Annotated in this window: 9 protein-coding genes; 5 read left to right on the top strand and 4 right to left on the bottom strand. The window is 54.9% G+C overall.

All coding sequences use genetic code 11. The features are described 5' to 3' along the window. Nucleotides 1-268: 268 nt before the first annotated feature. The 3 genes from AC27VU_RS01335 to AC27VU_RS01325 form a co-directional block, all read right to left on the bottom strand. Nucleotides 269-1,636, bottom strand: coding sequence for an AbiJ-related protein (locus tag AC27VU_RS01335; protein ID WP_488723223.1), 1,368 nt, complete (start codon nucleotides 1,634-1,636; stop codon nucleotides 269-271). 2 nt (nucleotides 1,637-1,638) lie between these two features. Continuing rightward, nucleotides 1,639-2,346 (bottom strand): hypothetical protein, encoded by a 708-nt coding sequence (locus AC27VU_RS01330; RefSeq protein ID WP_488723222.1) that lies wholly within the window; start codon nucleotides 2,344-2,346, stop codon nucleotides 1,639-1,641. A gap of 194 nt (nucleotides 2,347-2,540) precedes the next feature. Beyond that, the gene (locus AC27VU_RS01325; RefSeq protein WP_488723221.1) at nucleotides 2,541-5,339 is read right to left on the bottom strand and encodes an SEC-C metal-binding domain-containing protein; all 2,799 of its coding nucleotides are present in this window, start codon (nucleotides 5,337-5,339) and stop codon (nucleotides 2,541-2,543) included. 437 nt (nucleotides 5,340-5,776) lie between these two features. Between AC27VU_RS01325 and AC27VU_RS01320 the strand changes: the two genes are divergently transcribed. The 4 genes from AC27VU_RS01320 (at nucleotide 5,777) to AC27VU_RS01305 (ending at nucleotide 10,805) form a co-directional block, all read left to right on the top strand. Beyond that, entirely contained in the window at nucleotides 5,777-7,036 is a 1,260-nt protein-coding gene (locus AC27VU_RS01320; RefSeq protein ID WP_488723220.1) for an ABC-three component system protein, read from the top strand. Next, on the top strand, nucleotides 7,033-7,521 hold the full coding sequence (locus AC27VU_RS01315) for a three component ABC system middle component (protein ID WP_488723219.1): 489 nt from the start codon (nucleotides 7,033-7,035) through the stop codon (nucleotides 7,519-7,521). Before AC27VU_RS01320 ends, AC27VU_RS01315 begins: the two co-directional genes overlap by 4 nt. Continuing rightward, nucleotides 7,518-9,482: a DUF3732 domain-containing protein gene (locus AC27VU_RS01310; RefSeq protein WP_488723218.1), complete on the top strand. Its 1,965-nt coding sequence runs from the start codon at nucleotides 7,518-7,520 to the stop codon at nucleotides 9,480-9,482. The genes AC27VU_RS01315 and AC27VU_RS01310 overlap by 4 nt, the downstream gene beginning before the upstream one ends. 195 nt (nucleotides 9,483-9,677) lie before the next feature. Continuing rightward, nucleotides 9,678-10,805 carry a ParA family protein gene (locus AC27VU_RS01305; RefSeq protein ID WP_488723217.1) on the top strand — a complete coding sequence of 376 codons (1,128 nt, stop codon included), beginning with the start codon at nucleotides 9,678-9,680 and terminating at the stop codon, nucleotides 10,803-10,805. Between the two features lie 576 nt (nucleotides 10,806-11,381). Here the strand turns inward: AC27VU_RS01305 and AC27VU_RS01300 are convergent. Continuing rightward, entirely contained in the window at nucleotides 11,382-12,710 is a 1,329-nt protein-coding gene (locus AC27VU_RS01300) for a hypothetical protein (RefSeq protein ID WP_488723216.1), read from the bottom strand. Nucleotides 12,711-13,317: 607 nt separating this feature from the next. Here AC27VU_RS01300 and AC27VU_RS01295 point away from each other — a divergent pair. Then, complete coding sequence (locus AC27VU_RS01295) at nucleotides 13,318-13,869, top strand: restriction endonuclease (RefSeq protein ID WP_488723215.1); 552 nt, start codon at nucleotides 13,318-13,320, stop codon at nucleotides 13,867-13,869. The last annotated feature ends 226 nt before the right edge of the window (nucleotides 13,870-14,095 follow it).

Below are 14,095 nucleotides of genomic sequence, written 5' to 3'. Positions count from 1 at the left end.
GGAGAGCAGCCAGGGGCTCTGGGCCCACTTCAGCTCGAGTCAAAATGGTGACGTGGCCTGCCGATGATAACGTTCAACATCCAGCCGCCAATGACCCAATGCGGTGACCCCTACGCCGAATGCGAAGTCTTTGCCGCGCTCAAAATTGGCGAACGTTACTTCAAGCTGGAAGAGGTGAAATGACACGTCTTGGCGTCAGGAACTTTGCCGGCAAGGCAACGCAAAAGGATAGCTAGGCTCGGTGGCACGGTCACTTCCACCCTCCGTGTCAACCGAGCAGCGAGTAACGCCTGAACAGCGCACGGTAGAAATCGATGAGCATCTTGTCGGCATCAGGCCGTCCGAGCTCCTCCGCACCAAAACGATAAACCTCGCAACCGACCAGTCTGAGTGCTCGATCCGCGGCCATCATTTCTGCATAGAGCTTTGGACTCGCCTTACCGTTTTCCGAATAGTGGTGCTGGCCATCGACCTCTATGACTATTCGCACGCCACCTGGAAGCAGGATGAGGAAATCCATCCGGCATCTGAGCAACGCCTCTTTCCCGCGGTATTTAAGTGTCTGCGGATCCCAGTGAAACCAGACCTCAGGGACAAGCGCAGGCAAATTCGGGACATCTTTTTGAAAGGCACGGAAAAAACATGAAAACGCTAGGGCTTGCGGCGGTGAGTTTTCGGGCAAGCTAGCCTCGAGCCGACGGTATAGCGCTACTTTGGCATCCTCTACGGCGAGCCCACGGGTGTGCGCATACCAAGCTTGCAGATCCCTCCAAAGGAGCCCTGCCGATCCGATAGGGCGATCGTACATCAGTACATCTTCAGCTCCTTGAACGATCTCAATATCGTTGTCCAGCGCATTGCCTAAGCGCAGGTCTGGCTTTTTCCGGGAACCGAAGATGAGATTTTTCGGAGATGCCTGTTTTGCTCCACCGATAGCGACCAAAGTAGACGTGAGGTAGCCGTCCACGCCATTAGATGTATAAAGATGAATGCCGCACGGCTTCAAGGCGGCGTCGACAGCCGCAATGAAAACGCGCTGCTGAGACTCATCGGGCCTGACCGTCGAGGAAGCAAGTGCCTCCACGAATCGACAGAATCGAGCATCAGTACATTTGTACGCACCGAGCATGTCGAAAAGGGTCACAGCGTCCCAGTCTGGGTTGTCGATGTAATGACGAATAATCTCGTCACGCAGGGTTGGCGTCTTGTTCGCGAAATCTAGAAAAGGCCGGTCATCAATCTGCCAGAAGGTACTTAGCACCTCCTCAAACCCTGCCCGATCCAAAGCCAAGTCGATTTGCTCGAGGCCTTTTGCCAGATCTCGGCGGTATCGCGCAGGGATCGTGGGGCTAGTCCCGTCATCCCACAACAGTTCTTGAAGTACATCACGTTCACGTTCGGGTAATTCAATGCTTTCCAAAACACGTTGCACGGCTACGATCCGCTGATCGTCGGTGGCTATTAACACCGCACCTGCTAAATGCTGACGCTTGCTGGGACTGCCGGGATTATCCGGCAAGCCAAGTTTGGCCAGGAGATCCGGGATCTTGGCATCACTCTGATCGTCTTTCCGATCACCTAGGATAGCGGCGAAAGACGCGCGAAGGGTTGCGAGATTTTGCTGCGTCCGAGCCATAGTCAGCATTTCAAAAAATGTGGGATGAGGATGCTACCACTGGGGAGAAATGGCTGAGTATTGCAATTGAAAGGCCCACCTGAGCAGCCTATGAGCCCTCCTCCAAAACAACTCTCGATCCATCTGCCGTGCTTAATTGATGCGTGAACAGATATAAGCGCGTCGAAGGCTTCCTGAGTCGAATATCCTTCACGCAGTTTCCCCGCCAAAAACTCCGCATCCAGCCCTGCTGGGTCAAACGCTTCGCGAGCATGCCTGACCAAGGCCAACCATAGCTCCCAAGGAAGGGCCGTTTGCTGAGCATTACGGCAGCGATAGCTGGGGCGCTGCAACAACGCCGGCTCACGCTCAACAAGCGTATCGCACAGGCGTCGTAGCACCTGGAACACTGACTCGCTCATGCCGATAATACTGGGATGCACCTGGACTGGGATTGCCTGAATCGTTGCTTCAGGGTTGAGAGCATGAAGCCCCGCCAGGCGCAGAACATCAGCTTCGAACGCCTCAATACCGATAGAGGCGGCTAACCGCTCTACGATTTCAAGCTCCGCCAGATTCTGACGCTCCAATCCTATGACGTGCTTTTCCATGATCGACTTACGCTCTTGCAGCTGATGCATCATCCACGCCCCTGCCCGGTCGAACTCCTCCATCATCTCAGAGAATTCGGCGTCGGTCAGTGGTACCGGCTGTTCTGTGCTGCCCGGCATCATTTGCCTCTAAGTGACTGAATCTTTGGACGCTTGCGTATGCCGACTATCTGCAGATCTAAGCTCCCGAACAGGTTGCCACCTAACACTCACCCGCCGGCAGCGCCCCCCTAGGGGCCCTGGCTCGTTGATCTTTGAGATCAGGTAACGAATGGGGGGGGGTGACGGGCGGGCCGACTGGCTGAGCTACCAGTTTATGCACCGTGGCACTTCTTGAATTTAAGCCCCGATCCGCAAGGGCACCGTTCATTGCGTGCCACCCCAACCATTGTTTGCCTTGCTGCCACGCGCTTAGCTTCGCTGATGATGCCGGCGATTAGGGCAGTTTGACCCTCCAGTTCATGCCTTTGAACCACGTCCAACCCTTCCAAGTAAGGCTCCAAGCGGTGCATTTCAGCAATAGCCCCTCGGTGATCGCCACACCACGCCAGGATCACCGCATACTGACTACTGACCTGAACCATCCGGGCAATCAGGCCTGCTTGGGCAACAACTGGCAGAACATGCTGCTCCATGACTTCTCTGGCGCCCTGGAAGTCTTTCACACCGACAAACTCATCAGCCAGATCCTGTCCCACCCGAACGATCGACTCGTACCCCTCCACCATCCCGTAGAATTTCATAGCATGGATACGCTGCAGAGGGGCATGCAACCCCTGAGCCTCTCGGGCTTTGGCGTAGACCTCCAGAGTATCGGCAAGATGCTTGATGTGCTCATGGACGTCAGCCGGTTGTTTGATGACCGTCCAAAGGACATCCGAATTCTTGCCCATGACGCCGTTAGGCGTCAGCCCCAGAATTTCAAAATACTCATCAGCTACTTTTTTGCACAATGCTTCAGCTTGCTTGTTTTTCTTAAGCTTCCACAGAGCAACAGCATGGTTGTAGTCAAATACCCGTTGGTGATCAGCATCAGGTATTTTTGGTGCGGCGTACGCCACGGTCTGCTTCACCTCATCTTCATGACCTTGGTCTGAGGCAAACAGGATTTTCCTCATTGCCCATGCGATCTGCTCGCGAACCTCAAATCCATGCTCCTCGAGCAGTTGCTCCATCGCGGACAACGGATCACTCACCTCGTCGAAGCGCCCTTCGCGCATGAATGAAAACACAAGGCCATCAAGCGCCCAGAAAGCCTGGTGAGGATTCAGATCACCATCCTCAAGCGCCTGCTTTAAGCTGGAGGTGATATCGACCGATACCCCCATCTCGTAGAACAGCTCCTCGCCTGCCAGCCCAATGAGCGTCATCACGTCGTTGAGCCTGATGAACACCCGCGTAAGAAGTGAAAACCGCGAAGTATCGCGGTGTTTCTCCAGGCTCTTGATCAGCAGCTCCTTCAGCGCCAACAAGCCAGCGGTGACCACACCCTCCCCCATGAGCTCTAGGTGTCGTAGACCTAGCGCACGGATGGCATCATGGACTTTGAGTGTCTTGGCACCAAAGACCTCAACTGTCCCTGTCGCCTGGATTTTCCTGATTGCCGTAGCTGCGCCGCCCTGTGACAGCTGAAGCGTGGCCGATAGCAGACGTACGACCTCTTCATGCGTGAGCCCTGTGTCTGCAAGGCTAACGACAGCCAGGGCGTTCTGGGTCACCTGGTCATAGCCATCGTAAACGCGAGCCAGGATAACTTCTTGAGCCGTTTCCACCACGTTCGCTTGCTGGGCGAGATCAGCGCAAAGCGCCTCGATGTCTCCTCCGTATTCCGATAAGGCAACCGTAATGGCGCTATCGACGTATAGAGGCAGCCCGCCTGAGTAAATCCGCAGTTGTTCGAATGCTTGGGCACTACCGAATGCGCCCGCATTACTAGCCACCCGAGCCACTGTGTCGATATCCCACCCCAGCAGGGTCTCACGCCGCAATGCCATGACCGCTTCGAGCTCGCGGATATTCTCATGTGGCTGACAGAGAAGAATGAAGCGGATGTGACGAGTCGCGTTCAGAAGATCTCGCAGGTTTGCGACGGGAATGCGATGGGCATTGTCGATAACGACGACCAATGGAGCGCCAGATTGCTCCATAAATCGATCAAACGTTCTAATCGCCTCGTAACCGCTAGCACCGGGCAGAAGGATTTGCCGGATGCATTCCGGGTCTCGCTTGGAATACTTTGAAGCTAGTTCCCGGACGAGTGAGCTTGCAATAGCGGGCCCAGGGAGATCACCGACGTCGTAGTAGGCACATGGTTCGGGGCCCAGCAGTGCAGCATGGGCTGCCCACGTAGTTTTCCCTGCGCCCGACAAACCGCAAATGATGCGAACCCGCTCATCCGATATGAATGTCGGCTCGTTCTGCTGTGGCCTGTATGAGGCGGGCGGCGTGGGAAAATCTTGCAGTTGCACGATCAACTGCTCAAAAAGGCTAGGAAGCTCCGAACTACGGAACACGTGTCTGATGTTTCCGTCGCCGGCGGCAGACGCCAACATCACCAAGCCGGCCATTTTCCAAGTCAGAGCAGAAGGCGAAAGGAATGAGAAATTAAGTTTTTCAGCCTGGGCCACGCACCATTGCGCGGCCTCTTCTAAAGTCGACCACGCAGGTGGAAGGTAATCTGGGCGCGAGGCTTTTGACTCTGGGTAAAGGTAAATCAAGTCCGAGGAGGTCTTGTTCTCATCCACTTCGGTCTGAAGCGTTTCTCCGAGCGGTTGGTTAACAACGATCACGAAGAGGGGTTTCCCAGCTCGCAGCCCTGGCCCGTGCTCCTGCCGGATCAGCTCGAACCGCTCCAATGCGCCTGCGGCGTCGCCAGGCATCAGGGGCCGGGAGCGTGTCTTAACCTGGACGTACACCCGGCCGGCATCAGTGCTGAGCTCTACGTCTTCATCCAACTCGACCAGAACCTCCCTCACTCCAGAGGCTTGAGCCAGGAAGAGGCAGCCCACAGCGTACAGATGCTGATAGAGAAACCCCCTATGTACGGATTCGATCCGCTTAAGTTGCGCGGGATCAAGCACGACATCGGGATGTGTCTGGTCATTCGATTTCATAGGATATCCATTCCAGGATTCAGCAGAAAATGTTCGTTGTGCGGGTGTTCAAAGCGCAGCTTTCTCTGCAGCATTTGAGGGGGCATTCCCCCAAGGCACTAGGCTATTCAGGAGCCTCCCAATCAACAATGCCAAGCTTGTAACTATTCCAGAGCCTCGGCTCTACGGCGTTCAATAGGCAGGTCGATATTTGGGCATCCTCATCCTAAAGTGCAGTTCTCACAAAGACAGAACATCGCTAATGATTGCCATATGCCACCAGCCAAATCAGAATACCTCAAAAGGAGATTTGGCTAGGTGATGTCCATCATGGAAAGAATGCCGTTACGCGCGTTAAACCTCGATGTGATCATCGCCTGGCGCAGATTCGTCGTGGGTCGCCGCTATTCTTGGCGTAGAAGGCCCCGAATGAACGACCTTGGAGCATGGGCTGAATAATGAGTTCTTTCGCAGGCAACGACCCCGCAGACCAAAAAGCTAGTGATCCGTACAGCGCCAGAGAGCAAGGACTAGGCTACATTTTCCAGCCTCGCTTTGCGCTGTATCAGGCATTGGAGCTTCCCGAGGACACCGCGATCCTCATCGAGAAGGAAGATGATCTCGATTTTCTGGAGTCCTCTGGCAAGAAGACACTGAGCTCGCTCAAACACAAGGCTGCTGGAGAGAGACTGACTGACCTGTCTGTGGACTTCTGGAAGTCGGTCAATATCTGGCTAACTCGTTACATCGCCAACGGACGGGTTGAGTCTGACTATCAGTTTTTCCTGTTCTCCACCTCGTCCGTCGCGCCGGATTCATTCTTGAATTTCTTCCTTTACGGAGCGGATACCACCAAGGCTCATCCCAGCCTTTGGCAACTGACGGAGGACACGCTTGCCACCAGCAAGGCAAAATCGTTCGTCAAGATCAAAGACTTGCTCTCTCAGCTGACTGCGCTGGAGAAAGAGGACTTCGTATCGAGAATCGTGATTATTGATAACTCCCCTCGGATCGACGATCTACCGGCACTTATCAAGACTCAAAAAATGCGAGCCATTCGCCTCGAACACAGGGACGCTGTCTTCGAGCGGCTGGAGGGATGGTGGAATGATCTGACCATCCAGATGCTCTGTGACCCGCAGAGCGAGCCGGTATATGCCCGGGACGTGTCGGAGAAGCTGTTCAGTTTCAGCGAGGAATACAAGGATGACAATCTCCCCATCACTTTTGAGGACGCGACACCCACATCCCCCGTCGATGCGAACACTGATAGCCGGCTGTTCGTGAGTCAACTCCGTGATCTGAAACTGAGCCCCAGCCGTATCCGCAATGCGATCCTGGACTACTACAGGGCATTTGAGCAGCGCTCCGTCTGGGCAAGACAGCGCCTGGTGGGCTCCGAAGAAATCATCCGCTACGAAAAGCGGCTGACGGATGAGTGGGAGCGCACCAAAGACGCCCTGTTCGATGATGCCCTCGACGCACCGATTGAGGACTGCCCTGACCCGGAATTGATTGCCGTTGGCAAGAAGCTCTACACCTGGGCTGAGACAGAAGCCCAGAAGCTTGCTCACCTGAAAATCCGGGCGCGCGTGACTGAGCCCTATGTCCTGCGCGGCAGCTTTCAGATTCTCGCCAACAAGCGCCCCTACCCCACCGTTTACTGGCATCCACAGCTTCTGGATCGCCTGTCCAAGGCCGCTGGAGAGACCGAATGATTCGCTGGGATCAGCGTCCTTTTGAGACCAGAAACCTGTTCAACCCAGCCTTCTGCGCGGTAGTGCTGCTGCGGGCGCTCAAGGCCTATGCAGTGGTAGATCCCAAGGGCATGCCCTTTTCGATGTCACTGCTTGTGTTGCCGTTGAGTCTCCACCACGAATCTCGAAGCGCGCTGCTCAAGCACTACAAGGGCTACCTGCTCAAGACAGTGGAGACGTACCCCCAGATGCAAATCGGTCTGGCTGAGAGGGTAACGGAAATGCTGCCGTTCACTTTCGAGGCATTTGCGTTGGCGCACCACACCGATTGCTTCGAGGTCACTCCACAGGGTCGACTCCTTCCGAAAGCCAGGAGGGTTAAGGCTGACATCGATGGCACCGAGGAGTCAGTGGCGTGCCAACGCGCAGCGGCTCTGCTGGGGAGAGAGTTCGCCAAGATTGCAGACAGGGTTACGGTGTACACCGCTTTTGGAATTCGACCATGAAAATCAGCTCCATCCATGTATATAGCCACGATGGACAGCGCCGCGATGTCAACTTCGAGGTCGACGGGCTCAACATCATTACGGGCCGCTCGTCGACAGGTAAATCAGCCCTTTCGGATATCATCGAATACTGCATGGGCCAATCGAACTTCAACGTTTCGGACGGTGTTATCCAGGACAAGGTGTCTTGGTTCGCAGTGATCTATCAATTTCCGGACGTGCAGGTCATGGTGGCGAAGCCGACCCCGCGATCAGGCGGCGCGAGCTGCAGCCTGGCCATGACACGTACCGGGGAATTTGTGCAGCCCCCTGAGTTTTCCGAGCTTGTGGTCAACACGGATGACATCGCTGTCACCTCGTTGCTGTCACGTCAACTTGGCATTCCGGAAAACCGCACAGAGGTGGCGCAAGAGCATACGCGTAACAGCTACGAAGCCTCCATCAAGCACTCGTACTACTACCTCTTTCAAAGACAAGGCTTGGTCACCAACAAGGATCAGCTTTTCTATCGCCAGAACGAGCCGTTTCAACCCCAGGCGATCAAGGATACGCTTCCTATCCTGCTAGGCGCGTCAACCAATGAGCGCTACGAACTGCAGACCAGACTCCGGACAGCTCAGCGAGACCTGAGAGCCCAAACAAAGCTGCTGGAGCAGGCAAAGCAAGCCGTGGGCAACAACCGAAACCTGGCCATCGCACTGCTGACGGAAGCCAAGGCCGTAGGGATAATCCCTCAAGAGTCCGCCATTGGGGAGGTCGAGGAGATCATTGCTGCCCTCAGAACAGCAGCACAGTGGACTCCCGCCAAAGCGCATGCCGAGCCTGAGGACAAGGTACCCAAGCTGGAGGTTGAGCTGGCCAGGCTGCGGAAGACCAGGCGCGAGATCAAATCCAAAATTGAGACGGGTCAGCTGTTCGAACGGCGTGCCAGCGGCTTCCAGAGCGAGGCATCGGAACATATCGACCGCCTCTTATCCATCAAGTCGCTTCCAAAGAATGCTACAACGGGCGAATGGCAGTGGCCTTTTGCGGAAAAAAACCTGGCCATGGACACCCCCATTGCCCAAGCGCTCATCGGCGAACTGGCGTCCCTGGAAGCAGAAATGCAGACAGTGATGGGTCAACGTCCGCAGATTCAGGGCTACTTGGCGGAGGAAAACCAGCGCCTTCAGAATACATCCAAGTCGATCGTCGAGAAGGAAGCGGAGCTGACAGCCGCCATCGCCGCCAATACATTGCTGGCGAACGCACAGAAGCAAAGCGACGCTGCCAAGCATGTCGTGGGGCGCATCAGCTTTTTCCTTGAAGGCTTCGTTCCTGACAATTCGCTGAAACAGCAAGAGGCTGACTATCGCCGTCGGGAAATGCGCGTGCAGGAACTTGAGAAGGCGCTGGCAGACGTCGATGCAGACGACCGCCTGGCGTCGATCCTGAATAGCATCTCGGCACAATTCAATCTGTACAACAAGCGGTTCGAATCTGAGTTCAGTGCCTACCCTGCCCGATTCGACCTGAAGAAGCTGACAATCATATTCGACCGCCCTGAGCGCTCTGTGCCCATGGCTCGAACAGGCGGAGGCGAGAACTACCTGGCCTACCATCTCTCTGCGCTGCTCGCCCTCCATTGGTACTGCGCCAAGAGCAATCAACCTATGCCGCGCTTCTTGGTTATCGACCAGCCGACCCAAGTGTATTTCCCTTCAGAGGAATCCTACAAAGCGGTCGACGGTACGGTAATGAACACTGAACAATCCGATGCTGACATGGATTCGGTACGCAAGCTGTTTAATCTGCTGTATCAGTTCACGGTCGAGGACGTTCCAGGGTTCCAGATCATCATCACCGAGCATGCCAATCTCCGCGATGATTGGTTTCAAAAATCGCTGGTAGAAGCCCCCTGGAGCAAACCTCCTGCATTAGTGCCGGAGGGCTGGCCTCTCAAAAGTGAGGTAATACGCTAACGGGTAGTGGAATGCACCGCCCTCCCCAACGCTCAAGGAGTGACGCATGGCACGCTCACTCCTTTGCGCAAGCGTCCGAGGCAACCCCGAGCCCGGGATATAAACGCTGGGCTCCGATAGGAGCAATGCTCATAATTTCTTCATTCCCAGTCATTCGCTAACCTGAGGCTTCAGACCAGTCGGGTGGATGCAGTGATGAACGACAAGCAACGCAAACAACTCAGGAAGCTCCGCAAAAAAGCCAATATTTCGGTCAGACATGCTGCTCTGTGGGCACATGTGGAACCGCGTACCTGGCGCTCATGGGAAACATCGAATGACAAGGGATCGACCCGATCCCCCTCGCCGGCTGCACTCTGGGGCTTCTTTGCCAGGGCGGGCCTTGAGATGCCTAAAGAATTGAAGCCGCTGGCAGCACCAGCACCACTGGGACGAGCACTATCTATTTCTTCGTATAAGGGCGGGGTTGGGAAATCGCCTCTGACGGTAAACGTTGCTGCCTGCTTGGTTGATCTTTCTTACCGGGTCGCAATCGTTACCGACGACGGGGTCTATCGTGGAATGCGCGATGCTGGAAGGTTTCCCCAGCCCGGCAGTTTGATGAGTAAAATCGACTTCTACGATGAGCGTGAATTGATCACCTTCCCTGCGGCGGTCAAGCGCATGAAGAAAGAGATCCGTGACAACGTGACTCTCGCTCTTCCGCAAGATCGTGAGGATGCCAAATTCCTTTACGGTCACATTATTGAGACTGTCGAACACAAGGAGAAAGCTACCGAGAAGCTCTCCGAGCTTATTACTCGGTACGACTACGTTCTGATCGATGTGAACGCAGAGATTGAGTTGATCCGCCGATACGCGGATCTCGTCGCGATAGTTCTCGACAGCCATTGCATGATGTCTATCCAAAGCGCAGGAGCGTTTTCGGCTGCGTTGCGACGCATCAAATGCCGGGAAACGTCGCCCGCATATTTTGGTCTGATTATAAACAACGATGTAGGTGCGGTCAGCCCAGAGCTGGAAGAGTACGTCGGCGATCTGCCGGCCTTGGATGATACGCTACGAGCGGAGCTTGAGGATGCTCGGCATACCTATGCTCGGCGTCGAGAGACCATCCTTAAGGCTATCGGCGAACTGGAGCTCCCTACCCTTACTACAGAGCTGACGGCAGCCCACAAGGTCGCAATCGAGATTTACAACAAGGATAAGGCGTTCATGGACGGCTATAGCTACTTCCACTCTTTGGCCGACGTTGCCCCTAATTCCCATGCAGCTAGGGAGATGCGCCGCCTAACGGATGAGCTCATCAACTTCAGAATGTGATACTCCTCTTCAATTTGAACCCGACGGCAGCAATGTTTAGCGATAGGCTCCGTGGTAGCAACCGGGATAAAAGACATTTGGGGGCGCGCCAAAGCCAGCAAGCCAAGTCTCGCGCTCCGTCCGCATGGCCCAATGCAAAGCATGATCCAGCGCTGTACGTCCTCGCGCCGGCAATGAGCCTTATGGGGGCCCAGGCGCTGGATTGTAGCTCCCTTGGTTTCTACGAGATTGCACGCGGTTTGTCCTGTCGGCGTGACTATTTTTTCGCCTTGGCGCATCATCCACCGCGCGGTCACCAGTTAAAAGCCCCGAGCACAACTTGATCTTCCTTCGCCACCGGACAGGTTGGTAGGCGGCGGTAACACCGTCAATTCCAAGTGACCTCAATGCAGGAGCGCGCGACCGTCACCCTGCTGAACCCCAAAGGGAGGTTTTGAATTCTGTCGCAGTACAACAACATTCCAGATGCGCCTGCAGGCTGCCGCCGAGCACACAGCAACTACCCTGTAATCCGTTCTGGAGATACAGTGGATCGCACCTGTAGACCGCAGCATGACGACTGCATCGAATACCCGCTTATTGCCCGTCGGCAGCAAGCCGTACCCCCCGATCGAGCAACTCAGCTAGCAACTCATCTCGCGATTTACCCGACTCGCGTCCCAGTTCCACCAGAGCCGCGGCAGCTTTTGCCGCAACTCTTCGTGCTTGCACACGTTGAACGGTGGAGATCTTTTGCAGCCTGCCCCGCCCATGAATGAACGCACTTCTGAGATCGAAGAGGTGTTCATAAATCTTCGCCGCACCTGGATCATTCAAGGCCGCGGCTAGGCGCAGTGCTACTCGTTCCGTAGGCCCCTTACCCGCATGATTCAACCGCTCCTTGCGCCGGTAGTCGCTCTGAAGTCCCAGCGCCGCCTCCACGACGGTAAGGTGAGCCATGAACTCATCGATACCGTTAGCCAAGAACGCCCGCACCAGGAAATGAATAACTGGCGTATCGAACAAGCTGGTGTTGAGCGCGGCTTGGAATTCAGACCAGTGCTCTTGGTTTCGGCCCAACAGCAGCTGACTGGTTTCATCAGCCAGCCTCAACTCCACTGGGCCTTCAATTTCTTCAACCTGTCCTAATTCGTCGTGGAAAAATTTGGGTTCCCATGACAGGGAATCCGGGCTCCGGGGCTCAGAGGGCGCCACAAACAAGTCGTCATCCAGCTGGTAAATCCACGGTATTCGAAACCCACGCCAATCCACCTCTGTCATTGTTGACCATTCCTCCCACGGAGCCAGAAGTAGGAAAAAAAGCGCATTCTCAACCGCACGGGGATATCTGCTTTCGTGAGGGTCGATCTCGCCAAAATCACGAGTCATCATCATCGAGAAGCTCGGCATAGAACGGCCGCCAGCGCTGTCAGCTACGGCCACGTCCTCCTCCACGATCAACCAATGAAATTGTGAGAATCGTTTCGAGTCGAACGACAGATTGGGGTAGTACCTCGCCAACCGCGGTTTATCGAAGAGCTCATCCAACTGAGCGGCGGTGAAATGCCCGACTTTTGCATCACCAAACACTAGCGTTGGAATGACTTCGGCCAAATCAAGGGGGCATATGTACCGGCGGCGCGTGGTCTTGCGTGTGAAAGCCTCGTCTAGCAGCGTATAGCCTTGGGCCGGATCAAGCGAACCAGCGTGAGTACCTTTCTTGGCCAGGCAAGGAAGGCCTAGAGATTTGAGCGCGTGATCCAGCGCGAATGTCAGGCCAAAAGTGTCCTTGCCGTGCTCGTATCTATCGGCGCAGGCTTTTTTCAGTTGACCAAACTCAGGGGCTTTCCAGAGTCCGCCTACCGGCGTCGTACCAAGTGCCCAGATGGCGTTTACAGCCTCTCGGACTCGAGTGTCCACATCCATGTCCAAAAAGTTGTCCTCGTAAATGTCAGGCTTCGGTTCGATAGCTGCGGGGTTCGCATAAAGTCACGAACAGCAGCAGTGGCCAATGCCGGCGCCAATGGATTACCAGCGCCAAGCCATACAGGATAGCCATGTAGGGTCGCAACTCAACCGTTGAGAAGCCTCTCCGTACGCACGGCAATGCATTAGATTCAGGCGATGTGGTGGCGCGGTTTTCCCGCAAAATTCATTATCTTGACACCACAGGCTAATTTGGCGACCTGAGTATCACTGACGTCACTGATCAGCTAGTTGACCGTCGCTAGGCTGTTGAAGGACGACGTCTTTCATGGCTGATCACGACAGAGTACTGCGGACATGATAGTGAAGTGAGTACTGAGCGACTCCAAGCACTCTAACGTCGAAGTGGCTGACTGGTTTCCCTCTCCAAGGGACAGACGAAGATTCCTCTCGCTTTTGGATTTGGGAAAACCCAAGCTTCTTGAGAAGCACAGGCTGGAGAAAGTGGAAGCTAGACTCAGCTCGCAGTAACCTCACCACAGTAGGTGGTGTATGAATTTCCACGAGCCCAAAGCCGGACGGGCACTCTCTCAGTTAAGGACGACAAATGTTTCCACCGATGGCAAACCCCAAACTCGAAATCACAGCCGCCGAATTTGAGCGGTTGGTAAAGGACTGGATCCTCAAGCAAGGTGGTGAGCTGACATCGCTGGAGGTAATGCACGACGTGAAAGTCGAAGCCTACGACTCAACCTACCAGATCGATGTGCTGGCAAGGTTCCGAGCTTTTGCAGGCGCCGAATTCACTGTGCTGATTGAGTGCAAAAAATATCGCAGCGCAGTCGAACGAGAGTTGGTTCAGGTGCTGGACAACAAAGTCAGATCTGTGGGCGCTCATAAAGGAATGCTGTTCACCACATCAGGATTTCAATCCGGAGCAATAAAATATGCGACAGCGCACGGTATTGCTCTTGTGTCGATAATCGACGGTGCAGCAACCTACCAAACCCGCTCCGCCTTTCCCGTTGCTGCGAGGCCTCCGGCTTGGCTAAACCTACCGAAATTTGCGCTTTGGCACGTTGGTGAGAATGACGCTGGAAGCATCTCGATGAAGTCCTTGGGTCGTGCTGATACGGAGTTCAACGAGATGTTCAGCTAAAAAATGGACAAAGCTGCCTCGACGCACGATATGCCAGTGGCGAAACTACCTGCTGAATCCCAGCATTCGAGCCAATGACATCCGTTGTGCCCGCCATTTTGCTCCGATCTAAGTTACGCCGAAGAATTAGGTGCCTACCGGCATCTCACATTCAACGATTGATGAAGAATCACCTGCTCTAGACGCTTTGCCAAAACTGCCTGGAGCGCCCCGTCACGGCCTCTGG

The sequence above is a fragment of the Pseudomonas sp. 14P5.3.2 genome, assembly GCF_057799175.1.
This window is presented reverse-complemented; position numbering and strand designations above follow the sequence as displayed.